Annotated in this window: 26 protein-coding genes; 4 read left to right on the top strand and 22 right to left on the bottom strand. The window is 34.1% G+C overall.

What is annotated here, in order from left to right:
- Positions 1-37: 37 nt before the first annotated feature.
- The 4 genes from ACWA1F_RS17050 to ACWA1F_RS17035 all read right to left on the bottom strand — a co-directional run bounded on the left by ACWA1F_RS17050 (position 38) and on the right by ACWA1F_RS17035 (position 4,961).
- Complete coding sequence (locus tag ACWA1F_RS17050; protein ID WP_306159484.1) at positions 38-865, bottom strand: MlaD family protein; 828 nt, start codon at positions 863-865, stop codon at positions 38-40.
- Positions 866-887: 22 nt separating this feature from the next.
- Positions 888-1,667, bottom strand: coding sequence for an ABC transporter ATP-binding protein (locus ACWA1F_RS17045; protein ID WP_456895410.1), 780 nt, complete (start codon positions 1,665-1,667; stop codon positions 888-890).
- A 4-nt stretch (positions 1,668-1,671) separates the two neighbouring features.
- Positions 1,672-2,430: an MlaE family ABC transporter permease gene (locus ACWA1F_RS17040; protein ID WP_306159480.1), complete on the bottom strand. Its 759-nt coding sequence runs from the start codon at positions 2,428-2,430 to the stop codon at positions 1,672-1,674.
- Between the two features lie 260 nt (positions 2,431-2,690).
- Positions 2,691-4,961 (bottom strand): glycosyltransferase, encoded by a 2,271-nt coding sequence (locus ACWA1F_RS17035; RefSeq protein WP_456895356.1) that lies wholly within the window; start codon positions 4,959-4,961, stop codon positions 2,691-2,693.
- A 429-nt stretch (positions 4,962-5,390) separates the two neighbouring features.
- Between ACWA1F_RS17035 and ACWA1F_RS17030 the strand changes: the two genes are divergently transcribed.
- Positions 5,391-5,552 (top strand): DUF1328 family protein, encoded by a 162-nt coding sequence (locus tag ACWA1F_RS17030; protein WP_306159476.1) that lies wholly within the window; start codon positions 5,391-5,393, stop codon positions 5,550-5,552.
- A gap of 90 nt (positions 5,553-5,642) precedes the next feature.
- Here the strand turns inward: ACWA1F_RS17030 and ACWA1F_RS17025 are convergent, their stop codons facing one another.
- The 12 genes from ACWA1F_RS17025 to ACWA1F_RS16970 form a co-directional block, all read right to left on the bottom strand.
- Complete coding sequence (locus ACWA1F_RS17025; RefSeq protein ID WP_456895354.1) at positions 5,643-6,110, bottom strand: DUF1440 domain-containing protein; 468 nt, start codon at positions 6,108-6,110, stop codon at positions 5,643-5,645.
- Positions 6,111-6,140: 30 nt separating this feature from the next.
- Complete coding sequence (locus tag ACWA1F_RS17020; protein ID WP_456895352.1) at positions 6,141-6,647, bottom strand: DinB family protein; 507 nt, start codon at positions 6,645-6,647, stop codon at positions 6,141-6,143.
- A 184-nt stretch (positions 6,648-6,831) separates the two neighbouring features.
- Positions 6,832-7,044: a hypothetical protein gene (locus ACWA1F_RS17015; protein ID WP_456895350.1), complete on the bottom strand. Its 213-nt coding sequence runs from the start codon at positions 7,042-7,044 to the stop codon at positions 6,832-6,834.
- A gap of 13 nt (positions 7,045-7,057) precedes the next feature.
- Entirely contained in the window at positions 7,058-7,438 is a 381-nt protein-coding gene (locus tag ACWA1F_RS17010; RefSeq protein WP_306159468.1) for a DoxX family protein, read from the bottom strand.
- Between the two features lie 514 nt (positions 7,439-7,952).
- Entirely contained in the window at positions 7,953-8,684 is a 732-nt protein-coding gene (locus tag ACWA1F_RS17005; RefSeq protein WP_456895347.1) for a GNAT family N-acetyltransferase, read from the bottom strand.
- A 73-nt stretch (positions 8,685-8,757) separates the two neighbouring features.
- Positions 8,758-9,363 (bottom strand): Crp/Fnr family transcriptional regulator, encoded by a 606-nt coding sequence (locus ACWA1F_RS17000; RefSeq protein WP_456895345.1) that lies wholly within the window; start codon positions 9,361-9,363, stop codon positions 8,758-8,760.
- A 491-nt stretch (positions 9,364-9,854) separates the two neighbouring features.
- Positions 9,855-11,273 (bottom strand): TolC family protein, encoded by a 1,419-nt coding sequence (locus tag ACWA1F_RS16995; RefSeq protein ID WP_456895343.1) that lies wholly within the window; start codon positions 11,271-11,273, stop codon positions 9,855-9,857.
- Positions 11,274-11,598: 325 nt separating this feature from the next.
- The gene (locus tag ACWA1F_RS16990) at positions 11,599-14,763 is read right to left on the bottom strand and encodes an efflux RND transporter permease subunit (RefSeq protein ID WP_456895342.1); all 3,165 of its coding nucleotides are present in this window, start codon (positions 14,761-14,763) and stop codon (positions 11,599-11,601) included.
- Positions 14,764-14,775: 12 nt separating this feature from the next.
- Positions 14,776-15,993 (bottom strand): efflux RND transporter periplasmic adaptor subunit, encoded by a 1,218-nt coding sequence (locus ACWA1F_RS16985; RefSeq protein WP_456895340.1) that lies wholly within the window; start codon positions 15,991-15,993, stop codon positions 14,776-14,778.
- 248 nt (positions 15,994-16,241) lie between these two features.
- On the bottom strand, positions 16,242-16,835 hold the full coding sequence (locus ACWA1F_RS16980; RefSeq protein WP_306159458.1) for a TetR/AcrR family transcriptional regulator: 594 nt from the start codon (positions 16,833-16,835) through the stop codon (positions 16,242-16,244).
- Positions 16,836-17,469: 634 nt separating this feature from the next.
- The gene (locus ACWA1F_RS16975; RefSeq protein ID WP_456895337.1) at positions 17,470-17,766 is read right to left on the bottom strand and encodes a type II toxin-antitoxin system RelE/ParE family toxin; all 297 of its coding nucleotides are present in this window, start codon (positions 17,764-17,766) and stop codon (positions 17,470-17,472) included.
- Entirely contained in the window at positions 17,756-17,983 is a 228-nt protein-coding gene (locus ACWA1F_RS16970; protein WP_456895336.1) for a DUF2683 family protein, read from the bottom strand. Before ACWA1F_RS16970 ends, ACWA1F_RS16975 begins: the two co-directional genes overlap by 11 nt.
- 113 nt (positions 17,984-18,096) lie before the next feature.
- On the opposite strand from ACWA1F_RS16970, the gene ACWA1F_RS16965 reads away from it, so the two are divergent.
- Complete coding sequence (locus ACWA1F_RS16965) at positions 18,097-18,531, top strand: cupin domain-containing protein (protein ID WP_456895334.1); 435 nt, start codon at positions 18,097-18,099, stop codon at positions 18,529-18,531.
- 188 nt (positions 18,532-18,719) lie between these two features.
- Here the strand turns inward: ACWA1F_RS16965 and ACWA1F_RS16960 are convergent, their stop codons facing one another.
- Both ACWA1F_RS16960 and ACWA1F_RS16955 read right to left on the bottom strand, forming a co-directional pair.
- Positions 18,720-19,064 carry a cupin domain-containing protein gene (locus ACWA1F_RS16960; RefSeq protein WP_456895332.1) on the bottom strand — a complete coding sequence of 115 codons (345 nt, stop codon included), beginning with the start codon at positions 19,062-19,064 and terminating at the stop codon, positions 18,720-18,722.
- Between the two features lie 140 nt (positions 19,065-19,204).
- Positions 19,205-19,999, bottom strand: a complete 795-nt coding sequence (locus ACWA1F_RS16955) for a helix-turn-helix domain-containing protein (RefSeq protein ID WP_456895330.1) — start codon at positions 19,997-19,999, stop codon at positions 19,205-19,207.
- A gap of 248 nt (positions 20,000-20,247) precedes the next feature.
- Here ACWA1F_RS16955 and ACWA1F_RS16950 point away from each other — a divergent pair, with 248 nt between their 5' ends.
- Positions 20,248-20,796, top strand: coding sequence for a type 1 glutamine amidotransferase domain-containing protein (locus tag ACWA1F_RS16950; RefSeq protein WP_456895328.1), 549 nt, complete (start codon positions 20,248-20,250; stop codon positions 20,794-20,796).
- Positions 20,797-21,255: 459 nt separating this feature from the next.
- Here the strand turns inward: ACWA1F_RS16950 and ACWA1F_RS16945 are convergent, their stop codons facing one another.
- Positions 21,256-21,642 carry a hypothetical protein gene (locus tag ACWA1F_RS16945; protein WP_456895326.1) on the bottom strand — a complete coding sequence of 129 codons (387 nt, stop codon included), beginning with the start codon at positions 21,640-21,642 and terminating at the stop codon, positions 21,256-21,258.
- Positions 21,643-22,471: 829 nt separating this feature from the next.
- On the opposite strand from ACWA1F_RS16945, the gene ACWA1F_RS16940 reads away from it, so the two are divergent.
- Positions 22,472-22,705, top strand: a complete 234-nt coding sequence (locus ACWA1F_RS16940) for a hypothetical protein (protein ID WP_456895324.1) — start codon at positions 22,472-22,474, stop codon at positions 22,703-22,705.
- A 138-nt stretch (positions 22,706-22,843) separates the two neighbouring features.
- On the opposite strand, the gene ACWA1F_RS16935 is transcribed toward ACWA1F_RS16940, so the two are convergent.
- The 3 genes from ACWA1F_RS16935 to ACWA1F_RS16925 form a co-directional block, all read right to left on the bottom strand.
- Positions 22,844-24,052: an AAA family ATPase gene (locus tag ACWA1F_RS16935; RefSeq protein ID WP_456895322.1), complete on the bottom strand. Its 1,209-nt coding sequence runs from the start codon at positions 24,050-24,052 to the stop codon at positions 22,844-22,846.
- Between the two features lie 5 nt (positions 24,053-24,057).
- Entirely contained in the window at positions 24,058-24,903 is an 846-nt protein-coding gene (locus ACWA1F_RS16930) for a hypothetical protein (protein WP_456895320.1), read from the bottom strand.
- A gap of 238 nt (positions 24,904-25,141) precedes the next feature.
- Positions 25,142-26,230 carry an efflux RND transporter periplasmic adaptor subunit gene (locus ACWA1F_RS16925; protein ID WP_456895318.1) on the bottom strand — a complete coding sequence of 363 codons (1,089 nt, stop codon included), beginning with the start codon at positions 26,228-26,230 and terminating at the stop codon, positions 25,142-25,144.
- Positions 26,231-26,314: the final 84 nt, after the last annotated feature.

Below are 26,314 nucleotides of genomic sequence, written 5' to 3'. Positions count from 1 at the left end.
GACTAACAGCTAAGGACTAAGGACTCTCTAAAAAAAATCAATTCTTCTTGGCTTCTTCCTGCTTTTGTTCCTCTTTCTTCTCTTTTTTGGCTTCTTCTTTCTGTTCTTTCTCTTTAGCGGCTTTTTCTTTTGCTTCTTCCTGTTTTTCTTTCTTTTCCTCTTGTTTCTCTTTTCTTTCTTCTGCTTTTTTCTCTTTTTCCTTTTCTTTTTTCTTGAAGTAGCCTCTAAAAAGGAAATTGCTTTTTGCAGCTTCCATATTTTCGCTAAAACCTTTTGTTCCGGTTTCTAGGTTAGAAAGCGTATTCGAAACACTATTGGCCATTTTATCATCTTTGACCAATCTTGCCAAAGCACCGTTTCCGTTGTTCATGCTGTGACTGAAAATGGCTATTTCATCTGAAATCACGCCAATATTATCCACGCTTTTCTTCACGCTTTTCATAATATCGTGCATTTCAATTCCGTCAACAGAAGCTAGCTGTCCGTTGTCTTCGATAACTTTTTGAGATTTTGCACCTGGCGAAATAGTCAGCACTTTGTCTCCCATTAAACCATCAGAACCAATACTGGCTGTGGCATCGGTTTTAATGAATTTTCGAACTTCTTCTTTCATTACTAAAACCACGACAACTGTGGAGTCATTTTTTAACTGAATTTGTTCTACGGTTCCGACATTAATTCCAGAAAATCGAACGTTATTTCCGACTTCTAAACCGCTTACTGTTTTAAACTGGGATGTTATATGAAAGGTAGATCCGAAAAGGTTTTGCTGTTTCCCGATAAAATATACCGCCATTATAAAAAGCAGTAAGCCTATCGTAACAAACATTCCTAATTTCCAAGTATATCCAGATTGCTTTTCCATGATTTCTATTATTTATTTTGCTTTATTGAAAAAATGAGCGTACCCATTCGTCTTCGTCTTTTTCTAATTCTTCGTATGTTCCTTCGGCGTGAATGACACCGTCTTTTAAAACCACAATTCGATCGGCAGTCATTTTTGCGCAGGCCATATCGTGAGTGATAATGATCGAAGAGGTTTTTTGTTTGTGTTTAATATCTAAAATCAGCTGACTGATTTCTCTTGATGTTATCGTGTCCAGACCTGTTGTGGGCTCATCGTAAAGAATGATTTCTGGTTTTAAAATTAAAGTACGGGCAAGGCCAATTCTTTTTTTCATACCTCCAGAAAGTTCAGAAGGCATTTTGTCTACGGCTTCAGCAAGGCCTACATTTTCCAGTGCTTCCATTACTTCTTTGTTCACTTCTTCACTGCTTAAATCGCGTTTGTGTTTGGTTAAAGTAAAAGCGAGATTTTCTCTAACAGACATCGAATCGTAAAGTGCCCCGCTTTGGAACAAAAATCCGATTCGGACTCTAATTTCATTCAGCTCGCTTTTGGATATATTAAGAACATTTTCGTCAAAGACTTTAATTTCTCCCTTGTCAGGTTCAATCAATCCGACAATGCATTTTATAGTAACCGATTTTCCAGATCCTGAACGTCCTAAAACCACCAAATCTTCGCCTTTATTCAAAGTGAGATTTACACCTTTTAAAACGGCATTATCTTTTCCAAAAGTTTTATGAAGATCTTTAATCACAATAATCGGAGTCTGATCTTTCTCTTTTGTTTTTTTAGGTTCTTTATGTATTTTTTCCTCCATCATCTTAAAAAAATAAGTCGGTTATTTGAACAGCCACCATATCGATAATAAAAATGCTTAGCGATGCTGTAACTACTGCTGAATTGGCGGCTTGTCCCACACTTTCTGTTCCGTTAGAAGCATTAAACCCTTTGTAACAGCCAATAATTCCGATAAAAAATCCAAAAAAGAAAGTTTTTAGCGTTGCCGGAAGCAAGTCTAAGTATTCTAAGGATTGGACGATTTGGGTTAAGAAACGGTAAAAGTTTACATCTCCGTGAATGTTAATGCCCACATAACCGCCAATGATTCCGATAGCATCGGCAAAAAAGACTAGAATTGGAACCATCAAAGTACAGGCAAGAACGCGAGTCACAACCAAATAGTTATACGGATTTACCGCTGAAACTTCCATGGCGTCGATCTGTTCGGTTACTTTCATGGATCCTAATTCGGCACCAATTCCAGACGAAATTTTTCCTGCACAGATCAAAGCGGTGATTACAGGAGCAATTTCTCTTATTAGCGAAAGCGCGACCATTCCTGGAAGCCAAGATTCTGCACCAAATTTTACCAAAGTAGGACGTGATTGAAGCGTAAGCACCAACCCCATAATAAAACCTGTAATGGCAACCAGCGGCAGAGATTTGTATCCTATAACATAACACTGTTTTAGAAATTCTCTGGTCTCGTAAGGCGGAATAAAAACTTCCTTAAAAAACCTTTTGGCGAATATTGTGGTTTCTCCAATTTCGGCGAATGTATTTTTAATATCGAGAATCAAAATTGTATGTTTTAAGGTGAATGATATAAAATGAAAATAGGAATGGTAAAAAGCCTATTTTCTCTATATGAAATTACTCTTTTTTAAGAGTAAAAATCTTATACAACTTTTTTGGAAGTTTATATAATTTTCATCGGCTTCTGCACAATAAAAAAATAAAAGTGACGTTGCGTCGTTCCTAAAAACAAAAAATCCCTTTTAACTAAAAGGGATTTTCAGGGTTTAAAAAAAGTGAAGTATTTGGTTAGCTTCAATATGTTTTAAGAATTTATAGCTACTCCAGTTCGTGATTTCATTAAAGGAATAACACGAGACTGTGACATGGCTAATTTTTCCATTAATAATCTTGCAGTTAGAAAGCAAACAGTAGATTCTGCGCCTTGATTTAAATTCACATTATTTTTTTCAAGTCCGTCATAACCGCCACCGCTTACTGGGTTATACATAATCTGATTTAAATGATTTTTTCCTAAAAACCAGTTGAATGCAGCTTTCATTTTCTTTTTGTATTCAGGCGTTTTAAAAGCATTATAAAATGCATTTAAAGTCTGAATTGTATAGGTAACATCAATTGGCTGTTCTCCGTATTGTGCCGGCTCAGATCCTTTGTGGTGCCAGCTCTGATTTGAAATGGCTTTGAAATTTCCTTTTACAAATGTTTTAGAAATCAAGAAATCTAAAGAATCCAAAGCTACTTTTTTGTAAACCGGTTTATTGGTAATCAAATAAGCATAAAGCATAGATTCTGGAAGGATTCCGTTACCATAAGTCAGATAATTTTCAAACCATTGCCAGTCTTCTGTAGCTGTGTTTTCATAATTGGCAAGCAGTTTGGCATTTAATTTATTAATGATTGCCGCAACGTACAAATTAGGAATTGTAGAATGGTACAAATACAAACCTTTTGTTGCAAAACCAATTGAACGCGGAGATTGAATGGTTTCTGCCCATTTTAAAGAATTCAATAAACATGTTGTCGCCTTTTTGGTAATTGCTTCAGGAAGAATATCAGACATAGAAACTACAGTTCCTAATGCCCAAAGAGCTCTCGCATTAGAATCTTCTAGATTTACTTCTGCATTTTGTTCTACATGTTCGCGGTTTTCCTGATCGACATAGTTGATAAAGTCTCCTTTTGGTTTTTGGCAGCGCTGAATAAAATCTAAATAGATTAAAATATAAGCCAAATCGTCCTTATCCTGAGTCAGTTTATAGTGCATACAAAACGCGATTAAAGCTCTTGCATTATCATCTAAAGTATATCCTGAATCTAAATCTGGAATAGAAATTTTACTGAACTGAATAATTCCTAATTCGGTAGTCAGTTTTTTGATATGTTTTAACTGAATAGGAGGATAGCTGTATTTGATTTCTGATGGATTTTTAATCAATTTTTTATAAGTATTCATTTGAGTAATTCCGACATTTTCCCAAGATGAAGCTCTCATTTTGGTAAAAGAACTAATTCCCATTTCGTGTCTTAGATTTTCATCTTTAATCAATTGAATTGCTGCTGCAGCAAATTGATCAGAATCTCCAATATCGCACAAAATTCCAGAATCTGCGGTCAGTACTTCTTTGGTATGCGGAATTTTTGAAGCCACAATCGGACATGCACAGCTCATTGCGTAAGCAAAAGTGCCGCTTACAGCCTGATTTGGATCTTTTGAGGTGAACATATAAATATCGGTAGCTTTTAGATAATCTAAAAGTTCGTCGGTGTCTAAATATTGATTTACAAAACGAACATTATCATGAAGATTTAAATCTGCAACGATACTTTCTAGTTTATCTCTATAAGTATCAACTCCGTCCTTAATTAAATTTGGATGTGTTTTGCCAATAATTAAATACAAGGCGTTTGGCGCCTCTTCGATAATTTTTGGTAAAGCCTGTAAACCCGTTTCTATATTTTTACCTTCGCCCAAAAGTCCGAAAGTTGAAAACACTAATCTGTCATGAATGTTTAATTTTTCTTTGGCCTGCTGTGGAGTTTCGTATATCACAATATGAGTTCCATGAGGTACGCAAGTAATTATTTCTTCATTGATGTCGTAGTCATTAATTAGGATTTCTTTTGATTTATTCGTCATTACAAAAACCGAATTGCTATAACTCAGCAGTAATCTCACGAACGTTCTCAATTCGTCATTCGGATTCGGAATTACGCTATGGAAAGTATATGTAACAGGTGCTTTAATAACATTTAAGAAATCTAAAAGATGATCTCCGTAATTTCCTGAAAACAAACCAAATTCGTGCTGAATATGCACTAATTTTACCGTTTCATCCTGATTAATTTCCTCGGCGACTTTAGCGTACTCTTCTCTATTTTTTGTGTTTAAGGTAAATGCTTGTGTTGGCTTTTCTTTAGGTTTATCAACAAGTTCACATATTTCGCATTTGATAGATTTACCATAAACATCTGTGATTCCTTTAATGGTATCTTGAGTATAGGTTGCTATGCCACATTGCGTAGGCGGAAAAGTAGATAAAAAAACGATTTTGGATTTATTTGATATTGTTTTCATGTGGATACATTTTTTAAGTTCGGTTAATAACTCGTTAAGGTTCAAAGATGCCGCCGCAATCTTATGATCGGCAGCGCAATAATTAAAATAGTATAGTTGATCATCAAAAATGGAAGTTCCTGTAGGGAAGACTACTTACCATGTTTCATAACACTTCCATTGTTCTTTGAAATTTTATGTGAAATTACTCCAGCAATGAAGTCACGATTAATCCAATCGATCAAAAAATTAACTCAAAAGCATTAATATGGTAATTCTGTAAGACTTTGAAATAATAGTGAAAGTCGCACTATACTTGGCGTGGTTATTAATTTATTGGGATAATAATAAAGTGTATCGAGTTAACAAGATTTGTAGGAATAAAAGAACTTTGAAATAAACAAAAAAGGCTTATAAACAGTCATATTTAAGAACTTAAAAATCAATATTATGTTACGTTGGACAGTTATATTTATCATTCTTGCTATTATAGCCGGAATTTTTGGTTTTGGAGGTATTGCCGCCGGAGCCGCAGGAATCGCAAAAGTTTTATTCTTTATCTTTATAGTATTGTTTGTTATTTCATTAATAACAGGAAGAACGAAGGTCTAAGCTTTAAGGTTCAGAGATTCAAAGTGACAAAGAGACAAAGTTTTTTAGTGACTTTGCCACTTTGTACCTTTGTCTCTTTGTCACTTTTTCTCAATACCATTTCGCATAATACTTTCTCGTTATAAACGCAATCGGAATCCCGACGCAGCAAATCACGATGAGAATAGAAAGTAAGAGCGGAAAATCTAAATTCTTTTCGGGTAAAACGGGAAATATGATTGGTAGGACAACTAGATTCATTATGACCCAAATAAAGAAGCCGTATGAAACTCCCGAAAGTAAAGTGTTTATTTTAAAAAATGGGATGTAAGGAAAAATTTTAAAATAAAACCAAGCGAAAATAAAAGCGATTAAGAAATGAAGCCCCAAACCCACAAAAGTCATTTCTACTCCACCCGTATAGGCTTGTTTTTTAAAAATGCCACTTGCAATAGACTGTAAAATTTTTTCAGCTGTTGTTTTATGCAGTATTCCCGCGTAAATCAAAATGGCAGCAGTAATATCTAATGTTCCTGCAACTAAACCAGATGAAACAATGGTTTTTACTTTTGATCTCATAAAAATAGTTTTGATTTTAATTGTGATCGATTATTTTTTGATATGTTCGTAAATCGATTTTATCTGACGGGTGTGTCTCTGCGTATGCACGATTGCAAAATGAAGCCATTCATAAATCGTGAAATAATCAAAACCGGGTACTTTGGCATCCAAGCACGTCAGTGTCAAATCGTAAGTTTCTGCAGCTTCAAATAAATCATTTTGTATTTTTTTGACAGAAGCCAGCAGCGTATCTTTTTCATACACTATATCAGGAGGTTTTATGTTTTCGGGCGATTGGTATTTGGTATCAAAATCTAAAAAAATAGCGTCGAGCTGTTTGACATTTTCGTCAGGCTCTCTATTTGTTTTTTCTGTTTTTCCGGCAAAAAGGCTGGTCAGACCAGAGCACGCTAGAATAATATGCTGTGTAGTTTGTCCCGCAGTCCAGCTCCCTTCAAACGGAACAATATTGATTTCATCCTCTGAAAAAGTTGAAACCAGTTCGTCTAATTTACTGTAGGTTTCTAGTATGGTATTTTGAATAGCACTTTTCATTTTTTTTTTAATTTTAGAAATTGGAAATTCGATAGCAGATGTTTACCGATTGGTTCAATAAAAACCTCAGTGCATTATCTGTGAAAAATTAAATTTATAGAATTAGGGGAAATGATACTCCTTCAAATATACGATAAAAAATATTAAAACACTATATATCAATAGTTTGTGAAGTGTTAATTTTTTATGGAAGGGCTTCGCAGAAATAACCGTGCGAATTTAAAATGTCGATGATTTTTGTATTCGAAAAATTGGGTGCATGAATGCGCAGGATTTTGTCGCAATCTTCTAAATCGAAGTTGATCGAGCTGTTTGGATAATGCTCAAGAAGCTTCTCAATGATTATCGCACATTGAGATTCTTCTTGAACATTTGTTTTAAAAACTTCAATTATCATAAAGTTTTGGTTTTTAGAGCGCTATGTTTTTATAACGCTGTATTCTGTGATATGTTACATACGATATAATTAAAATCGCCAGAACAATTAAAGGAAAGAAACCTTGAAAATCAATTCCGTCTACAGCAAAATGACTGATTGAAGCAAAAATAAAATCGAAAGCAAATCCGGCATAAGCCCATTCTTTTACACGTCCCGGCACTTGCGGAATAATCAAGGCTAAAACTCCAAGAATCTTAAATACAACTAATGCATTTCCGAAATATTCCGGATAGCCTAAATGTCTGATTCCTTCTTTAGCCATTTCAGACTGAGAAGTTAAAGCCGGCATAACGCCTTCAAATAAAAAAATAAGGATTGTAGTAGTCCAGAAAATGATTTTCGTTGTTTTCATTGGGTATTTGTTTTAAATAGTTATTAGTTAATGTATTACAAATGTAACTAATTGTTCTATTGAAACGAAATACACATTTACGACTATTTTAGGGGCATTTGGGACAAGAATTTGTTTTGTTGTTTGTTGTTTGTTGTTTGCTGTTTGTTGTTTGTTGTGGTGATGTTAACGTACAGTTTGTCATCCCGAGGAACGAGGGATCTTCGCAAGTAGCTCGACAAAGTTTTGTCCTCCTGAGCGAAGTCGAAGGACTCTCATGCTAAATCCATTCCGTGTGGTTACGGTGCGTGTCCTTCGACTCCGCTCAGGAAGACATAAAATGAGAGCAAAAATTTTAGGTTTGCATGTAAAGAATCCGGAGGATTCAAATATTTATAGAATTCTATTATGCTACCCAAGTATGACCCCTTCGGGGTCACATGTCTGCGATGGTAATTGCGTGCTATAAATATGTGAATCCTCCGGATTCTTTTGGAATTTGGAATTTGGAATTTAGAATTTTTTAATTGGAATTTTAATCCAAAAAGTAATTCGTAATCATAAACAAATCCTCAAATCCTAATCTTGTATAAATGTTTTTTCCTAAAGGAGAAGCTTGCAATTGAGCATATTCGGCATTGGCGTCAATCGCTTCGTTGATGGCGAATTTCATGATTTCTTCTGCAAAACCTCTTTTTCGCATTTCGGGAATAACACCAACGCCATGAATTCCCATAACGTTTCCAGTTTGAAAAAGAGTCAAAGTCCCAATCGGTTTTTCGTTCAAATGAACTAAATAAAACTTAGCATTTTCATAATTATGAGTCAGTGTTTCTTTACTGATCACATAACTAAAAGACAACGGATAAATATCGGTCCAAGTTTTCGCATCTTCTTCATTTAAAACTCTTTTGAAAGTAAGATTATTTTCAAGCGGAAATTTTTCTCCCAGTTTCAAAGCCATTGCAACGAGTTGAATACGTGTTTTAAATCCGTTTTTCTCGAAAATTTCATTAGAACCGCTTCCAAAAATATCCCAATACGGAATTATTATGCCTGGGTTCTTTTCTATAATTTCAAGAATCTGAGGTAGATTTTCTTCTGTAATATCTTCTCGAAACCATACTCGGTTGGGCCAGCCAGAATTTTTTATCTGAATAACTTCAAACGGATCGTTTTTATGATAAGAAAGGAGTGGAGTGGCAACCGTTTTCCAAAGTGCTGTAAGATTGTCTATATTATCTTTTATAAGGTTTGTATTTTCCATTTTTGGTAATTCATTTTATATAGGAGAACAAAGATAAAATTGACATTTGTAGAAAACCTTTACATATGTTGATTTACATTTTTTTTTCTAAACTTTTTCTGATTCGGCTTAATTGTGTTGGAGTAATACCTAAATGTGATGCAATGTGCAATAACGGAACACGATCTTCAATATTTGGATTTTTTTGAAGCAAACTTAAATATCTTTCAGTTGCATTTTGCATAACCAGAGCAATCTCATTTTGTTCTTTTTCAATAATCCAGTTTTTTTCCAAATAGGCAATATAGAAGCTTTTAAGATCATTGTTTTCGTTGATCAACGTGATGTATTTTTGGTAATTAAGATTGATTAAAATACAATCTTCTAGAGCTTCAATTGTAAAACTGGAAGGAGTTTGCAACATTGATGAAACTTTAGAACAGGCAAGTCTATTTTCGAAAAAAAGGTTTTTGTTATAAAAATTCCCTTGTTGATCGGTAATAAAAGTTCGCAGAATTCCTTTTGCAATAAAATAAAGATTTTTGCAGATTTCCCCATTTTCCAATACTATTTCTCCTTTTTTGATTGTCTGGAAATGTGTCAGGTTTTCAATCAATTTCCATGACTTTTCAGAAATAGGAGCGTAACTTTCGAAGTATAATTTTAGATTGTTGAGGTATGTTTCTTTATTTAAAGTCATTGTTTTTTGTTTTGCCACGAAGGCGCTAGGACGCAAAGTTTTTTGCCACAAATTACACAAATGTACACAAATTTCCTTCTCATTTTATGTCTTTCTGAGCGGAGTCGAAGAACACGTAAAGTAGCTCCACAAAGTAAATCGCCAATCTTTGTCGAGTTTCTTGCGGAGATCCTTCGTTCCTCAGGATGACAAAAATGATGGTTACTGTGCGCATCTTTCGACTTCGCTCAGGAGGACATAGGATGAGAAAATAATTCGTGAAAATTTGTGAAATTGCTTCGCCTGTTCGCTATCGCTCGGGTTGTGGCTTAAAAAAAATCCTTTCTAATCTTATTAATCTGTGGCAAAATAAAAAAACTTCGTGCCTTAGAGCCTTTGTCGCAAGTAAAAAAAAAATTCGTGAATTCGTGGCTAACAAAAAAACGCCATGAAACCAAATAGTCTCACAGCGTTTTCATCTCAAAAAATAAATAATTAACGGGTAACGGGTATTATTTCCAACCTCCGCCTAAAGCGCGATACAAATCGGTATTGGCTGTGAGTTGTTGTCTTTTTATGTCTGCTAATTCCAGTTCGCTTTGCAATAAGTTTGCCTGAGCTGTTAAAACCTCCAGATATTCTGCTAAACCGTTTTGGAATAACAAGTTGGAGTTTTTAATAGCCTGTTGCAATGTTTTTACTTTTTCTTTTAAGAAAGTTTCCTGTTGCTGTAACTTTTCTACTTTCACCAAAGCATCAGAAACTTCGCTTACGGCAATTAAAACCTGTTGTCTAAAAGCTAAAACCGCTTTTTCTCTTTCCGCGACAGCGATATTATATTGCGTTCTAACCTTTTTATTGTTCAGAATTGGCTGCGTTAAACCACCTGCAACGGTTCCGAAAAGAGAAGCCGGAATATTGAACCAGCTGCTCGTTTCGAAAGAGTTTAAACCGCCTTGCGCCGTAATTCTGAGAGCTGGGTATAAATCCGCTTTCGTGATACCGACATTTGCGTTGGCTACTTTAAGCGCCAATTCTGCACTTTTTACATCGGGTCTTCTGCTTACTAATGAAGACGGAATTCCAATAGACGGATTCGTTTTCACTTCCAGTGCAGTTAAAAGAACTGTTCTTTGTTTTGAATTCGGAAAAGAACCAGTCAAAACGCTTAATGCATTTTCTTGAATCGCAATATTCTGTTCCAATAGCGGAATCAACTGTTTCGAGTTTAATTCTTGTGCTTCAGACTGCTGAATTGCCAAAGTAGTTACCTGACCAGCATCGTATTTCAATTTAATGATTTTAGTCGTGCTGTCATTTAACTTTAAATTCTGCTGTGCAATTTTCAACTGAGCGTCCAGCATCAAAAGATTGTAATATCCTCTAGAAACATTTGCCACGATATTAGTCTGCAATGCTTTTTTTACTTCTTCAGATTGAAGATATCCTGCGTAAGCTCCTTTCTTTTGGTTTCTGATCTTTCCCCAAATATCAGCCTCCCAAGAAAGTGAAGCTCCAGCAGAATAGTCGTCAATATGCTTAGCGCCTAATGCCTGATTCAAGTTCATTCCTGTAAAACTATTGTCTGAAGGATTACTGGTGCTGGCATTTACAAATAGATTCACCTGAGGAACATTCCCCCATTTCGATTGTGTAAATCTGTATTGCGCAATTTCAATATTTTTTTGTGCAATAAGCAGATCATTATTTCTGGTAACCGCGCTGTCGATTAACGTGATAATATCTTTTTCTGTAAAGAAGTTTTTCCACTCAATATCGGCAATACTGGTTGTATCACTCGAAACCGATGCATTCCTGAAATTCTCAGGAAATGCATCTTTTGGAGTTTCAATATCCTTAGAGACTTTACAGGATATTAAAGTCGTGATCAGAATGGCGAAGGTCACGATTTTGGTTATATAATTTTTCATTGTCTTTTTATTAATGTTCTTTATCCGTTGAGTGTAATTATTTCAACACATAGAATCATAGTTTTTTAGAGATTCAAAAAAGGCGTTTCACTAGTTTTAATGCACATAGTTGCTATGTGTGGAAACGAGTTTCTTTTATTCTCTTTTTTTATATAGAAATCTATGTTTCTATGTGTTAAATATTAGTTTTTAAATTTCACTCAAACAGTTAGATTTCTGTACAAATATCTTTTTTGGTTTCAAGATCTTTTGAGATTCTGTACGATATATATCCGATGCCAAATATGATGGCAACTAAAAGGATTGTGATATAGTTTTCCATATTTTATTTTTCTTCATTATGAATGACAGCAACTGGTTTGCCGCTGAATTTTTCTTGTAAATGCTGGAATACGATGAATAATACCGGAATGATAAACAAACCTAGAATTACTCCTGAAAGCATTCCGCCCGCTGCTCCAATACTAATCGAGTGATTTCCCTGTGCCGATGGACCTTTGGCGCTCATCATTGGTACAAGTCCAACTACGAAGGCAAGAGAAGTCATGATAATTGGTCGCAGACGTAATTTTGCCGCTTCAATAGAAGCTTTTACCAATGCTTGTCCTGATTTTCGTTTCTGAACCGCAAATTCCACAATCAAAATGGCATTTTTGGCGAGAAGTCCGATCAGCATGACTAAGGCAACTTGTACGTAAATGTTGTTTTCGATTCCAGTTAAACCAATAGCCACAAATACTCCAAAAATACCTGCAGGAATTGATAAGATTACAGCCAAAGGCAGAATGTAACTTTCGTACTGTGCAGCAAGTAGGAAATAAACGAATATCAAACACAGTAAAAATATAGTTGCAGACTGTCCTCCAGAAGAAATCTCTTCACGCGTTTGGCCCGAGAATTCAAACCCGTAACCTGCAGGCAATTGTTGAGCTGCTACTTCTTCAATTGCTTTAATGGCATCTCCGGAACTAAATCCAGGTTTCGGAATCGCATTAATAGAAATTGAGTTAAATAGATTGTATCTAGAAGCGGTTTCAGAACCATAAATACGAGTCAGTTTTACTAAAGTATTTATGGGTACCATTTCGCCGTTTTTATTTTTAACGAAAACACGGTCAATTGCTGTTGGATCTGCTCTGTCGGCAATGTCAGCCTGAACTACCACTCGGTAATATTTACCAAATCGGTTAAAGTCTGATGCCTGTGCACTACCAAAATAAGCCTGCATAGTCTGTAAAATGTCTTTTACATTTACGCCTAACTGATTCGCTTTTTCGTCATTAATATCCAATTGTAATTGAGGATAATCAGCTTTGAAACTTGTAAAAGCAACTGCAATTTCAGGACGTTTCATTAATTCGCCAATGAAATTCTGAGAGATTCCAGAGAATTTATCGAGTTTTCCGCCTGTTTTATCTTGAAGAACCAAATCTAAAGCTTCAACGTTACTAAATCCAGGAACCGTTGGGAAACTGAAGACGAAGAAACTTCCGCCAGAAATAGAACCTAGTTTTCCACGAACTTGATTCATGATTTCGTCAATGTTTTTCACTTCGCCGCGTTCTTCGTTTGGTTTTAATAAAACGAAAACTACCGCAGAAGATGGACTTGTTGAATTGGTCAATAAGTTAAAACCAGAAATCGCTGTTACAAATCTTGAAGCATCTAAACCTCTTAAAGTATTTTCGGCTTCGGTCATTACTTTTTGAGTTCCGTCAAGCGAAGTTCCCGATGGCGTGTTTACTGCAATCGCGATAAATCCTTGATCTTCTGTTGGAATAAATCCAGCAGGAGTTGTTTTTACCAATAAAATAGTTGCAAGAGTAATAGCAGCTAATCCGCCTAAACTCAACCATTTTTTTCTGATTAAGAATTTAATACCGCCAACATAACGATTCGTCAATGATTCGAAACTGCTGTTAAAAGCGGTAAAGAATTTCTCTTTAAATCCTTTTTTCTCATAAGCAGCATCGTGATCATGAGCTCCGTGATTATCTTTTAAGAACAGAGCAGCAAGTGCTGGACTCAAAGTCAAGGCATTAACAGCCGAAATTACAATTGCAATTGCCATCGTAAAGGCAAACTGACGATAGAAAACTCCTGTTGAGCCTTCCATAAAACCAACCGGCAGGAATACAGCAGCCATTACCAGCGTAATCGAGATAATAGCACCCGTGATTTCGTGCATTGCTTCATGAGTGGCGATTTTTGGAGACAGTTTTTTGTGCTCCATTTTCGCATGCACGGCTTCTACGACGACAATGGCGTCATCGACCACAATACCAATCGCCAGAATTAATGCGAAAAGCGTTAACAAGTTGATCGAGAATCCGAATAACTGCATGAAGAAGAACGTTCCTAAAATTGCTACAGGTACTGCAATAGCCGGGATTAAAGTTGATCTAAAATCCTGAAGGAAAATAAATACCACAATAAATACCAGAATAAAAGCTTCGACCAAAGTATGTTCCACTTGTTCGATAGATTGATCTAGAGAAACTTTTGTACTGTAAAATATATTGTGTTTTATGCCTTTTGGAAAATCTTTAGAAGCCTTTTCCATCATTTTATTGATCGCAATCTGAATGTCATTCGAGTTAGAACCCGCTAACTGAATCACACCAATTACAATTCCTTTTTTACCATTTAAACGAGTTAAACTGTTGTAAGAGTAAGCACCTAATTCAACTCTCGCCACATCTTTTAAACGAAGAACAGAACCGTCTGCGTTAGAACGAATGGCAATATTTTGATAATCTTCTGGTTTGGTAAGTTTTCCTTTGTATTTAATTACATATTCGAAAACCTCTTTGCTTCGCTCTCCAAATTTCCCTGGAGCCGCTTCCAAACTTTTATCTTGAATAGCGCCCATCACTTCGCTTGGCGTAACATTATGAGTTGCCATTTGCGTTGGATTTAACCAAACACGCATCGAGTAATCTTTTACACCACCAAAAATACTGGCAGAACCTACACCTGGAATACGTTTTAACTCCGGAATAATATTGATTTGAGCATAGTTCGCAACAAAAGTCTGATCGTATTTCGATTCATCATCGGTATACATACCAATTGCCATGATGAAAGAGTTTTGTTGTTTTGCCGTAATAACACCTTGCTGTACAACCTCCGCAGGAAGCTGGCTCGTAGCTTGTGCCACACGGTTCTGAACGTTTACCGCGGCTTGATCGGCATCTGTTCCTAATTTAAAGAAAACAGTAATTGCCAAAGTACCATCATTACTCGCAGTAGAACTCATGTAAGTCATGTTTTCTACACCATTTATAGACTCTTCTAGAGAAGGGGCCACAGAACGTAAAACCGTTTCTGCGTTAGCTCCTGGATATACCGCCGTTACCAAAACCGATGGAGGCGCAATATCTGGAAACTGTTGTAAAGGCAGTTTAGTTAAACCCAGTACCCCTAAGATCACCAACAGAATGGAGATTACAGTTGCCAGTACTGGTCTTTGTATAAATATTTTGAACATTATTTCTTTTGATTATTTTTTGTTAGTTACTTCGGCAACTTTAGTTGATTTTTCAGGCTGAATCGCTTGTCCGTCCTGTAATTTGTCAATACCGCTCAATACGATTTGATCTCCAGCATGTACACCGTCTTTAATTAAATAATTCGTACCGTTTTTCCCGATAACGGTAATAGGCATTTTGGTTACTTTGTTGTCTTTTCCAACAGTAAACACGAATACTTTATCCTGCATTTCAACTGTAGCCGACTGCGGAACCAAAATCGCATCGTCATGATTTAATCCTAAACGGATTCTTCCTGTGTTTCCAGAACGAAGTGTTCCGTTTGCATTTGGGAAAGTTGCTCTAAGCGTGATGGCACCAGTAGTTTTATCAAACTGACCGTCAACCATATCGATTTTTCCTGTTTTTGGATAATCCGTATTATCAGCTAAAATCAAGCTCACTGGCGGCAATTTTTTGATTTTATCCCCTAAAGAATTTCCAGCGTATTTAGATTTAAAGTTGATAAAATCTGTTTCGCTCAAAGAGAAATAAGCAAAAACTTCGTGAACATCAGAAAGTGTTGTTAAAGCTTCAACATCAGATGCAGAAACCAAACTTCCTTGTTTTTTAGGCAATCTTCCAATGTAGCCACTTACTGGAGCCGTAACATTAGTATATCCTAAATTGATTTTCGCAGAACCCACCATTGCTTTTGCCTGCTCGATATTAGCAGCAGCAATTTTTTGTGAAGCTTTAGCCGTTTTTAACTGATAATCAGAAACAACTTTATTTTGTACTAGTGGAGTCAGTTTATCAACTTCTAAATTAGCGTTGATTAAAGCTGCTTCAGCTGCATGAAGACTTGCAACAGCATTGTTTAACTGCTCGCGAAACGGACGCTCATTGATTTTAAATAAAGTCTGACCTTTGCTTACAAAAGCACCTTCGTCAACATAAATTCTGTCAAGATTGCCGCTTACTTGTGGGCGAATTTCAACATCAACAGTTCCTTGTATAGAAGCAGGATATTCAGCGTCAGTAGTCGTATTTGCACTTGTGATCGCCAAAACTGGTAAAACTGGTGGAGGCGGAGCAGCAGGACCTTGATTTTTATCGGCACAGCTACTTAGAACTAATGCCAGAATAAAACTGGTTATAATTACATTTTTCATTTTAATCGTGGTTTTAATTGGTTGAACATTTTCTCGGATTAATTCTTTGGGCATTCTGGCATTCTCGGGATTCATATTTAATTGAATTAAATTATCTAACGTTGTTAAGTAAAAGTGCGCAAATTTCCATACAGCAAGCCATTCCAAGTTTATTTCAAAATCGGTATTAAATTATCTAACATCGTTAAGTAAAAGTCTAAAAAAAGAGCTTTTATTACCTTTATTAAATTTTCTAACAGTGTTAAGTTAATGTTTCAAAAAAAAGGATTTTATATTATCCGATTAAATTATTTTACACCGTTAAGTAAAACTTGAAAAAATTTTTATTGTATTGATTTGATGATACCACCAATGGCATCCTTCAAAATTTGGGCATTAATTGTTTCTAAAATGTCACTTTTGTTAATGATATTAATGGCGATTAAACCATGAATAACAGAAAAGAAAGTGAAGTACTTTTGTTTAATGATATCTTGACTCGGATTGCTGTCTTTCATTACTTCAGCAATAACCTGAGTGAATAATTTGTAAGGTCCCTCCTGAGCCGAACATCGCTGTGCGCAACAGGTCATTTGGACACCAAACATCAACTGATACAATTCAGTATTAGTAAAAGCAAAGTCCCAATACGTCATCCACATAGCTTCCAATTGGTCTTCGGGTTTTTCAAACTTGTCGATTGCAGTTTGCAATTCTTTTGTCAGTTTTACGAAACCTTTGCCTGTAAGTTCTTCTAAAATTGCTTCTTTATTCGAGAAATATTCATAAATAATAGGAGCAGTATATTCGATCTTATCGGCAATTTTACGCATACTCAAACCATTCCAGCCTTCTTCTTTTACGATATCATAAGCAGCGCCAAGAATATTATTTCTTGTCTCTTCTTTTTGTCTTAAAATTCGATCTTTGCTAGCCATTTTATTCGAGTATTAAATCGTTTAACACTGTTAGGCAAATGTATGACGGTTTTTCGAATTACAAAATATTTTTATCATAATATTTTCTTATCGTACAATAAGCATTTCATAAAAAGATTGTGAACACCTTATTTTATTGATGTTATCTGTAGTCTTTATATTTTTTGAAGCACAACATTTTCGTTTTCATCGAGTTTTGTCCCGCTCTACACTATATCTTTTTCTGTCTAAAGAAGCCAGAAAAAGGATGCCGTTTCGATCGGGGCTAGGCGAGAAGGTATCATTTTCATAATTTTTCTCAACACACTTAAAAAGAATATTTCAATATTATGGTTAGAAATTCCGTTAGGAATGGTCAATATTGTAGCAACGGATTTTAATCCGTTGAATCACGAGAATTGCACCACAAATGAGTTCCGTAGGAACGGAACATATAAAACGCCAATATGTTGCGATCCTTATGGATCTTTATTTCGGATTTCGTTTTAAAACCGGGATTAAAATCCCGGCCTACAAAATTGGTCGAGCCGATGGCTCTTTTATGTGGTTACATCCAGTTTGTCTTGCTGAGCGGAGTCGAAGCATACGCCAGAAACTCCACAAAGATTGGCGATTCTGATTTTTAGGGAACCATTTATTTCGGATATTTATCAGGATTTTGAGAAGTATGAAAAACAGCATTTAGAAAAACGGTTTTAGATAATTCATCAATCATAAAGAAAGCTACGTAAGGAAATTTTTTAAAAGGAAGAAAACGATAATTGTTATCGTGAATTTGATAGAAAGGATTTATTTGTAAAGCTTTATAAACTTTCTTGTAATCATTCATAAAATCCAAAGCAACTTTTTTACTGGCTTTAAAAATGTAATATTCAACAGCCTCTTCAATGTTTTTTATTGCAATTGGAGAAACGATAATTTTATAATTCATACTTCTTTTTTAAATCTGTATAAATTGATTCAGCATCTTTATAATTGCTTTTATCTGAATTAACTTGACTATCTAAAATTTCTTGCTGTTCGGCTGATAATTCGTAAGGTTTTAAATTTGCAATTTCAAATTTGATCTTTAGTGCTTTCATAAAAGCTTTTACAGCTTCAATTTGAGAAGCATCTTCTGTATACGCTGTGATGTTTATTGCTTGCATGATTTTAGTTTACTAAAGTTGATAAGCAAAGTTAAGACAAAACTCTAGTTTTCATGTTAATGATTTAATTATTTTTTATGAATCCCAATTTTTCGTAACATTACAATAAAAAAATGAAACCACTAACTATCCTCAAAACCACCATTACGATTTTATTTCTACAACTAGCTTCCGCTCAAGAAGCCAAAGAAAAAGCACCAGAAATAAAATACACTATAGAAAACTGCGTCAATCATTTTGAGTTAGATAAAGCCACGAAAACCAAAGTTGGTTATCAATATTGGTTTGGCGATAAAAACTTCACTCAGGAAAATACGCTTAAAATGAGCATCGTCGAACCTGGAAAATCAACACACGCACCACATCATCATCCTGAAGAAGAATTCTTTTATATACTCGAAGGTTCAGCTTCTTTTTTCTTAGACGGAAAAACCGTTGTTGTTGGTCCAAATACCAGTTTATATTGCCCGCCAAATGCCGAACACGGAATCAGCAATGCAGGAAATACTAATTTGAAATATTTGGTTATTAAGAAGGATTTGAGGTAGTTCCTGGGTATCAAAATGATATGATGTGATTTTTTGTGTATTGGTAAATGCGTTTAGTTTGTCATTTCGACCGAAGGGAGAAATCGCACTGGAAACTCCGCAAAGTAATTCTCCAATCTTTGTCGATATACGAGTGCGATTTCTCCCTTCGGTCGAAATGACAAATTGTTGAATTTTAATAAAAATACCTACTTCAAAATCACAACTTCCTCTGGAACTATAAACAATAAAACACAACCCGTTTTTGAATACACAGAATGCGTACTTCCCGGCGGCATATACAAATAATCGCCCTGCTTTAATTCGTCTTTACCCGAACGGACTTCGCCTTCTAAAACGTAAATTTGCTCTCCCGCGGGATGAATGTGATTTGGATACGAAGCTCCTGCTTCAAACTTGGATAAAAATGATGTAGGTCTTTTTGCGATTGGATCAAAACATAAAGCTTTTACAGAAATTCCATCTGTGTTTACACCTTCTTCTGTAAGCGGTTTCCAATTGATTTCGTTTGTTCTTGTGATTTGCTTTTCCATTTTTATTGTTTTTAAATTCTTTTAAATAATAACAATACAAAGATGGAATAGTGGCGAATTTTAAAGAATAGACAATTCTGGAAAAAGCATGTAACTAGTTTTTTTATTTTCAATGTGTTACACAAAATACACATTAGTAATCAAAACATTTCCTTATACGTTTTAGGAGAAACATTGGTGTGTTTTTTAAAGAAATTCGGAAAGTAAAACGGATCATTAAAACCCAAAGCATAAGCGGTTTCTTTGACCGAAAGTTTCTCGTAATTTAAAAGACGTTTTGCCTCAGAAATAATCAATCCGTAAATGACATTTTGTGCTGTATTACTGGTATGCAGTTTAGAAAGTTCGTTGAGTTTAGATTCTGTTGTGCCAATTAAACCGGCAATTTCGGCAACAGAAAGATTTTTATCAAAATTCTTTAAAACAGTTTCCAGAAAATGCAGAAACAAAGCATCCGGTTTATAGATTTCGTCTCCGCGATTAATTTTGGTTCGGTTGATTTCTACCAGAATCAGCTCGATTCTGCTGTGAACCGAAATGAGATATTGATAAGGCTGCTCACTTAATTCTTTTGTAATTTCATTTAGCTGATTGATAACAATTTGGCTGTTATCAACCAAAATAATTTCATTCATTGCAAAATGACAGAATAACCCGTTATGAAAAATCAACTCCATATCGTAGTCATCTTTGCAAAAGAAATTATATGTGAATTCTAAAACAAAGCCCTCTGCATTTTTGTTGTCTGTAAAAGAATGAATCTGACCGGAAGTAATCGTTAAAACCGTATTTGGAATCAGTATATATCCTCTCTCGTCTACAGAAACCGTGATTTCGCCGGCAGTACAGAAAATCAGAACGTATCTTAAAACACGTCTCGGATTCTGAAGTTCTTCTGCTTCGGCAAAAGTTTTTATGGTTATCATTTCCTGCATAATATCAAATATAAGAAATTATTTTTTTTTGACGCTAAAACGCTAAGGCACAAAGTTTTTAAGCTATAAAATAGTAAACTAAAGTGACTTCAATTTTATATAATTTTGATTTAATATTTAATAAATAATTGGACTTCAGTTAATTAACTTTTATTAAAGAAACCTTTAACATCATCTGTTTTCGCTAGCTTTTTGAAATAAGTAATTTTAGGTAAATCAAAATTAATAACGTTTTAAATACTTAAATTATGAAAAAGAATATAGCCATATTAGCTACAAACGGATTTGAAGAATCAGAATTAGCATCTCCAAAAGCGTATCTGGAAGAGCAAGGTTGGAATGCAGATATTGTAAGTTTGAAATCGGGAACTATTAAAGCTTGGAAAGACGGAAATTGGAGCAACGAATATAATGTTGATGTTGTATTAGATCAGGCCAATGAAGCCGATTACGATGCTTTGGTTCTTCCGGGTGGAGTTTTAAACCCCGATTCATTAAGAAGAGAAGAGGCTGCAGTAGATTTTGTACGATCGTTTTTTAAAAGTAAAAAACCAGTAGCCGCTATTTGTCACGGACCACAAATTCTGGTAGATGCTGATGTTTTAGAAGGTAGAAAAGTGACTTCGTTTTTCTCTGTTAAAAATGATTTGAAAAATGCTGGAGCACAATGGGAAGATTCAGAAGTAGTCGTAGACCAAGGATTAGTAACCAGCCGAAACCCAAATGATCTGCCCGCTTTTAATAAAAAAATGGTCGAAGAAATCAAAGAAGGAATTCATGAGCGCCAGAGAGCGTAAAAGATTTTTTAGATTTATAAAATTGCAAAAATGCAGGATCAATTTTGGTCTTGCATTTTTTTGTTTCACTTTATCATCATTTTTGTCATCCTGACGAAGGAAGGATCTCCGCAAGTAGCTCTATAAAGATTGGTAATTCACTTTGTGAAATTCTCTCGCAGATTTAGCAGATGATTTTTTTTGTTTCACGCAGATTACACAGATTTAGGCTGATTTAATTAGATTTTAGATTCTCAAAGTGATCATGCAGATTTATAATCATTTTTGTCTTCCTGAGCGAAGTCGAAGGACACACAAGAAGCTCTGCAATCTAAATCGACAAAAATTGCGCCCAAAATAATTAAACTCCGATAGCGCCGATTTGCAATCCATGCACACAAAGATTGGCTTCGCATTAATTTTTACTTTTAATATTTGATTATCGTTGCGAAAAAGATCTGCGCTGTCGATTTTTCTTTCTTATTTCTTTGGATTATAATTTATAAATAAACACTTAAAATTATCTTTTAATCCCATAAGATGAATTGTATCTTTTTCGTATTTTAAAATTTTATATCGAGAATCGCATAATTCTAGAATGCTATCATTTTTAGAATATTTCCAAAAGCAATCTTTATATTGTCCGTCCACTAAAATAAGTTTCTGATTATTTGTTACAGATAGATTTTCAAAATCTCCATTTGTATAAAATTTCATGTACCAATTAATAATAGAATTTTTATCATATTTATTATTATTTATATAGCACCATTTTTTGTTTGGATTAGAAAGTAAATTTTCGAATTCACTTTTTTCGCATGATGAAAAAGCAATAATTATCGAAAGAAAGAAAATTTTTTTAATCATAATGTTTCAAATGCTTATTAAATTACAATTTATAAAAATTATTTAGTTAAAGCGAAAATAGTAATTCTGATACTAATTCCGTTCGATAGCGCGGATTTGCAATTGCCCACAAAGATTGGCTTGGCTTGGATTTTTTTACTTTTAATATTTACTTATCGTTACGGGCACGGATTGCAAATCCGCGCTATCGTTGCGAAGAAGATCTGCGCGATCGGATCTTTTTAATTTTGGGATTCATTAACCCGGGATTAAAATCCCGGGCTACAAAATAAATCATTCCTAACGGAATTTCAACAAGAGCCATAGGCTCGATTTATTTTGTAGCGATGGATTTTAATCCGTCGAAACGTGTAGGAAAGACACATATTACCAGAATATTTCAGCAGTTAAAAATTCCGGAGGAATGAAATATTTATAGATTCATAATACGTGCCGTATCAAAGCTCCAGCGGAGCGACATACGGTAAATAAGATTTCACCCCGCTGGGGTTCTTTTGAAATGGGCTGAATTGTTTTCTATACCTATTTCGTCCCGCTGGGACTTTCTGAAAATACAAAACATACCATTTTAAAATGATTATTTCTAATAACGAATTTTATACATTTGGTATATTATAAAGCCGATAAATATATAAACAATATTGTAAGAAAATATTTATTTTTTAAATGTATTTTTCTTATGTTTGTAGCTCTTAAAACTACGACCTTAAGAATTAAATAGACTTGCCCTTGTATTATGTGTACGGTATCGGAAACGACCGTAAACGCTGTCGTAGGCGTTAGGAACACTAATTTACAAGGGTTTTTAAATTCTTAAAACTACGACTTTATGAATTCAAACACCCTTTCCAAAGAAGCCGAAACAAGGCTGATTGATTTTTTTAACCATATAATCGATCCCGAAGATATGGCTAAAATATTAAGACAAGTAAACTGCATTTTAGCTCTCGGTGTTTCAGGACAACACCAAACCCTCCAAATCGGACTAGCAAATTTTGAAGACAATTATTATTGGCTCAATGAATTGGCGGAGATTCTGAATCCTTATTTGAGTGAGGAGTAAGGTTTATAAAATGGAAAAACCTCGATTTTTTTGGAATCGAGGTTTTAGTTCTTAAAGATATAATGTGTTTATTATTTTGCGATATCGATGACAAATTCTCGCTATCGTTGCGAAGAAGATCTGCGCGATCGGGTAAAATTAAACTTTCAAGTTTTTGTTTTTAGAATTATTTTGTTCTTGATTTGCTAGATATAATAAAAACATCTTTTTTATTTCTCGATTTATATTTCGCATGTTTTTAAATGTCTCTATTTTAATATTGTTTAGTAAATATTGTTTTAATTCTTCTCCAAATTCATATCCATATTCAGTTTTTATCTTTTTACTAATATTTTCAGATCTAAATTCAATATATTTCCTTTTCTCAGTATTACTTAATAATGTAAAAATCCCCTTGTAATCAAATCTTGAGCGCAATTCGGGAGAAATTTTTTCTTTAAAATTTTCTTTAGATATGTTAGATGTAAAAATTATAATGAAACCGTTTAAATCTATTTGACCACCTAGAGAACTTTCCATTAAACCAGTTTCTAAAACATTTAAAAAATAATTGAAGAGAGTGGCATTTGACTTTTCAAATTCATCTATAAGAAGAACTCCAATATCAGTATCTCTTACTTTCATAAAAATTTCTCCATCTTCACTATCTCTGTATCCTCTTGAAGCCCCAATTAATGAACTTAAAGAAAATTCACTACTATAATTTCCAAAATTTATTTTTGCAAGACGTTTTTTTCCATTGAGACAATTAAAAATTGTTCTAGCAACTTCTGTTTTCCCTACACCAGACTCACCCATTAAGAAAAGGGAGAGGATTTTATTTTCTCCAAGTTTATTAAAAATCCGAAATGTCCTTAATTGTTGAGCAAAATCATTTTTAAATTTTTCATGACCATATAATTTAGAATTAAATTCATGTAAAAAAATGTCTAATTCATCATCACTTAAATCAGTGATTTTTTTATGTTGCTTAACGATTTGTACTTCATCAAGTTCTGAAGCTTTTTTTTCTTTCTTTTTTTTGATAAAAGAATCTTTATCAAGATTCTTTAAATTTTCAAATGCATGACGTAATTCGTATTCAATTTTTTCTTTTTTAGAAATATCACAAATATAAAATGGAGAAATCTCAAATCTATCAACAACTTGTTCAGTTACAGATTGAATATTAATATATTCTGTTATGGCAGATATATCAATAATTAATTTTTCAACTTCTAAGTCAGAAATATCTATAGTATTATGGATAAATTTTGTAATACTTTCAAAAAAATATCCTTCAGATATTTTGGTTTCTTTAAAATCATAGTAATCATCTTTTTCGTAAAAATGTAATGTTAAATCCATAGTGTTTAATCTTCCGTATTAACATTTTGAATAATTGCTAATAAATCAATATAATTATATTCATTATTATCACCTGAACTTTTAAAATACAATTGATTAGGAGCTTGTGAAGTTGTGTAATGACTTTCTTGTATTTCATCATCGTCATTATTTGGAAGAATTAGACTATTTTGTAATTGTCCCAATTCTTGAAAATACTGAAAGGAATTTTTTAGACTATCAATTTTAATTTTCCCTTTATAAAGTCCTACAATTGATACTTTACCTACGAATAAGTCATCAACACTATAAGAACTTTCGAACTCGCTTTCAAATGTCAAGGGAATTTTTATTATTATATTTTCAGTTTGATTTTCTCCTTTAATTTTATAAGCATAATCTTTAAACATAGAGTTAAACAGATTGCTCATATCAAAACCATTCGAACCAGGAATCATTAAATCTTTAAGTGCTCCGCTGTTAATGAATTTTACAATACGTAATTCATCTTCATTTTCGAGACTCAATTTTACATTATCTATTTTCAATAATGTTCCTTCTTGAACTGATGAAAAATCTTTGACAATTTTTGCTTTTTCTATTACATCGTTGAGTATCAAAGATTTTGTTGTTTTGATTTCAAATGTTTCGAAAACTTTTTTTGTTCCAGATCCTTTTAATTCAGCGGAGGCTTCAATATCTCCCATTTTAAACCAGTCCATGAAATTTATTCCAAGCTTGGTTTTCATTTCAGCTTTTGCTTCAGCTGATAAATCTTTTGTTATCTCTTTATTTAGTGAGATAACATTGCTAAGCATCATTTTGATTTCATAAACTTTAGGAAAATTTATATAATATATATTGAAAAGCATATTTTTAAATAGGATTAAAATAGTAATTTTTTTGACATAGGAACTTAATAAGGTAAACTCTTATTAATTTATCAAATATATTTATTTTAAAATATAATTGACATAAGTATTTTTACTTGTTAGTAATAAAAAAACAGTCCCTCCAAAAAGAGGAACTGTCCTTAGGCAAATTTTTAGATTTGCATTCATAAAGAATGCGTACAGTTAATGGTAATCTACTAAAAAGGCTAAACGCAGGTTATTCGTTTATTGTATCGCCTTCTTTAGTTTCTTCGCTGGCAATTTTTACCAATTTATCATTTGGAGTTAAATCACCAAATATTTCTACTTTATCGTCGATTTCTCTTCCTTTTTTAACGTCAATTCTTGTGGCTTTGTGGTTAACCACTTTTACCACATACAGACCTTCTGCTGAACTTACTAAAGCCGTTTTCGGGATTACGTATGTGCTGTCTTTCGCGTTAAGCGGTAATAAAACTTCGGCAACCATTCCAGGCAATAAATTTCCTTTGGTGTTGTGAACGTCCATTTCGACTCTTTCAGAACGCAGTTTTAAATCTAAAGCACCAGACATTCTCGTAATTTTTGCAGTGAACGTTTCTGGTAACGATTTTACGTTAAAACTCATTTCGTCGCCCGGATGCAGATAGCCTGTATACAATTCTGGAACCGAAACCGCCAAACGTAATTTACTCTGCTCCTGAATCGTTAATAAAGGCAAATCAGATCCTTTTCCTGCTGGCCCAACAAATGTTCCTAAATTGACATTTCTTGCTGCTACAACGCCGTCAAATGGCGCACGAATTTCAAGATAACCTCTCATAATCGAGATTTCTTTGTGTGCTGCAATGGCTGCTTGATATTGTGCGTAATCCGAATTCTTTTTACCGCTTGCCATTTCTAAATCGTTTTTAGAAATCGTTCCTTCCACCTTGCTTGTTTCGTACAAACGGTTGTAAGTGCTTTTGCTGGTTGCGTAAATCGCTTCCATCGATTTTAATCTCGATTCGGCAGCTGCCAATTGCGAACTGATTTCTGGTGCTTCTAAAACAATTAAAAGCTGTCCTTTTTTTACTTTAGAACCAATATCAACTTTTAAGGTTTTTACGAAACTGCTTACTTTTGCGTACAAATCAACTTGTTGAAAACCGGTTAATTCTGCTGGTAAACGCAATTCTGTAGTCAGTTTTTCTTTTGCTAAAAGAAACGTTTCTACTTTAGGTTCGATTTCTGGTTTCGCAGTTTCTTCTTTTTTCTTTTCGCAACCGCTTAATACAACTAAAGCTGTAAATAATAATGCAGATGATTTTATAATGTTACTTTTCATTTTTTGGTTTTATATAATGAATATGTTTTAATCTGTTCGTGTAATTTTTAACACATAGAAACATAGTTTTCTTTGCGTATAGAA

This window comes from Flavobacterium erigeronis (assembly GCF_054075165.1).
The sequence above is the reverse complement of the archived record's forward strand: the minus strand, read 5'-3'. Positions and strand labels throughout refer to the sequence as shown.

Coding starts and splice junctions, on each gene's coding strand:
- ACWA1F_RS16945 (WP_456895326.1), bottom strand. CDS start 21,642: ATGATTAAAAAAATTTTCTTTCTTTCGATAATTATTGCTTTTTCATCA.
- ACWA1F_RS16975 (WP_456895337.1), bottom strand. CDS start 17,766: ATGAATTATAAAATTATCGTTTCTCCAATTGCAATAAAAAACATTGAA.
- ACWA1F_RS17025 (WP_456895354.1), bottom strand. CDS start 6,110: ATGAGATCAAAAGTAAAAACCATTGTTTCATCTGGTTTAGTTGCAGGA.
- ACWA1F_RS16980 (WP_306159458.1), bottom strand. CDS start 16,835: ATGGCTAGCAAAGATCGAATTTTAAGACAAAAAGAAGAGACAAGAAAT.
- ACWA1F_RS16995 (WP_456895343.1), bottom strand. CDS start 11,273: ATGAAAAATTATATAACCAAAATCGTGACCTTCGCCATTCTGATCACG.
- ACWA1F_RS16985 (WP_456895340.1), bottom strand. CDS start 15,993: ATGAATCCCGAGAATGCCAGAATGCCCAAAGAATTAATCCGAGAAAAT.
- ACWA1F_RS17030 (WP_306159476.1), top strand. CDS start 5,391: ATGTTACGTTGGACAGTTATATTTATCATTCTTGCTATTATAGCCGGA.
- ACWA1F_RS16970 (WP_456895336.1), bottom strand. CDS start 17,983: ATGCAAGCAATAAACATCACAGCGTATACAGAAGATGCTTCTCAAATT.
- ACWA1F_RS17035 (WP_456895356.1), bottom strand. CDS start 4,961: ATGAAAACAATATCAAATAAATCCAAAATCGTTTTTTTATCTACTTTT.
- ACWA1F_RS16935 (WP_456895322.1), bottom strand. CDS start 24,052: ATGGATTTAACATTACATTTTTACGAAAAAGATGATTACTATGATTTT.
- ACWA1F_RS16930 (WP_456895320.1), bottom strand. CDS start 24,903: ATGCTTTTCAATATATATTATATAAATTTTCCTAAAGTTTATGAAATC.
- ACWA1F_RS16955 (WP_456895330.1), bottom strand. CDS start 19,999: ATGCAGGAAATGATAACCATAAAAACTTTTGCCGAAGCAGAAGAACTT.
- ACWA1F_RS16960 (WP_456895332.1), bottom strand. CDS start 19,064: ATGGAAAAGCAAATCACAAGAACAAACGAAATCAATTGGAAACCGCTT.
- ACWA1F_RS16925 (WP_456895318.1), bottom strand. CDS start 26,230: ATGAAAAGTAACATTATAAAATCATCTGCATTATTATTTACAGCTTTA.
- ACWA1F_RS17005 (WP_456895347.1), bottom strand. CDS start 8,684: ATGGAAAATACAAACCTTATAAAAGATAATATAGACAATCTTACAGCA.
- ACWA1F_RS16990 (WP_456895342.1), bottom strand. CDS start 14,763: ATGTTCAAAATATTTATACAAAGACCAGTACTGGCAACTGTAATCTCC.
- ACWA1F_RS17000 (WP_456895345.1), bottom strand. CDS start 9,363: ATGACTTTAAATAAAGAAACATACCTCAACAATCTAAAATTATACTTC.
- ACWA1F_RS16965 (WP_456895334.1), top strand. CDS start 18,097: ATGAAACCACTAACTATCCTCAAAACCACCATTACGATTTTATTTCTA.
- ACWA1F_RS17050 (WP_306159484.1), bottom strand. CDS start 865: ATGGAAAAGCAATCTGGATATACTTGGAAATTAGGAATGTTTGTTACG.
- ACWA1F_RS17020 (WP_456895352.1), bottom strand. CDS start 6,647: ATGAAAAGTGCTATTCAAAATACCATACTAGAAACCTACAGTAAATTA.
- ACWA1F_RS16950 (WP_456895328.1), top strand. CDS start 20,248: ATGAAAAAGAATATAGCCATATTAGCTACAAACGGATTTGAAGAATCA.
- ACWA1F_RS16940 (WP_456895324.1), top strand. CDS start 22,472: ATGAATTCAAACACCCTTTCCAAAGAAGCCGAAACAAGGCTGATTGAT.
- ACWA1F_RS17010 (WP_306159468.1), bottom strand. CDS start 7,438: ATGAAAACAACGAAAATCATTTTCTGGACTACTACAATCCTTATTTTT.
- ACWA1F_RS17015 (WP_456895350.1), bottom strand. CDS start 7,044: ATGATAATTGAAGTTTTTAAAACAAATGTTCAAGAAGAATCTCAATGT.
- ACWA1F_RS17045 (WP_456895410.1), bottom strand. CDS start 1,667: ATGGAGGAAAAAATACATAAAGAACCTAAAAAAACAAAAGAGAAAGAT.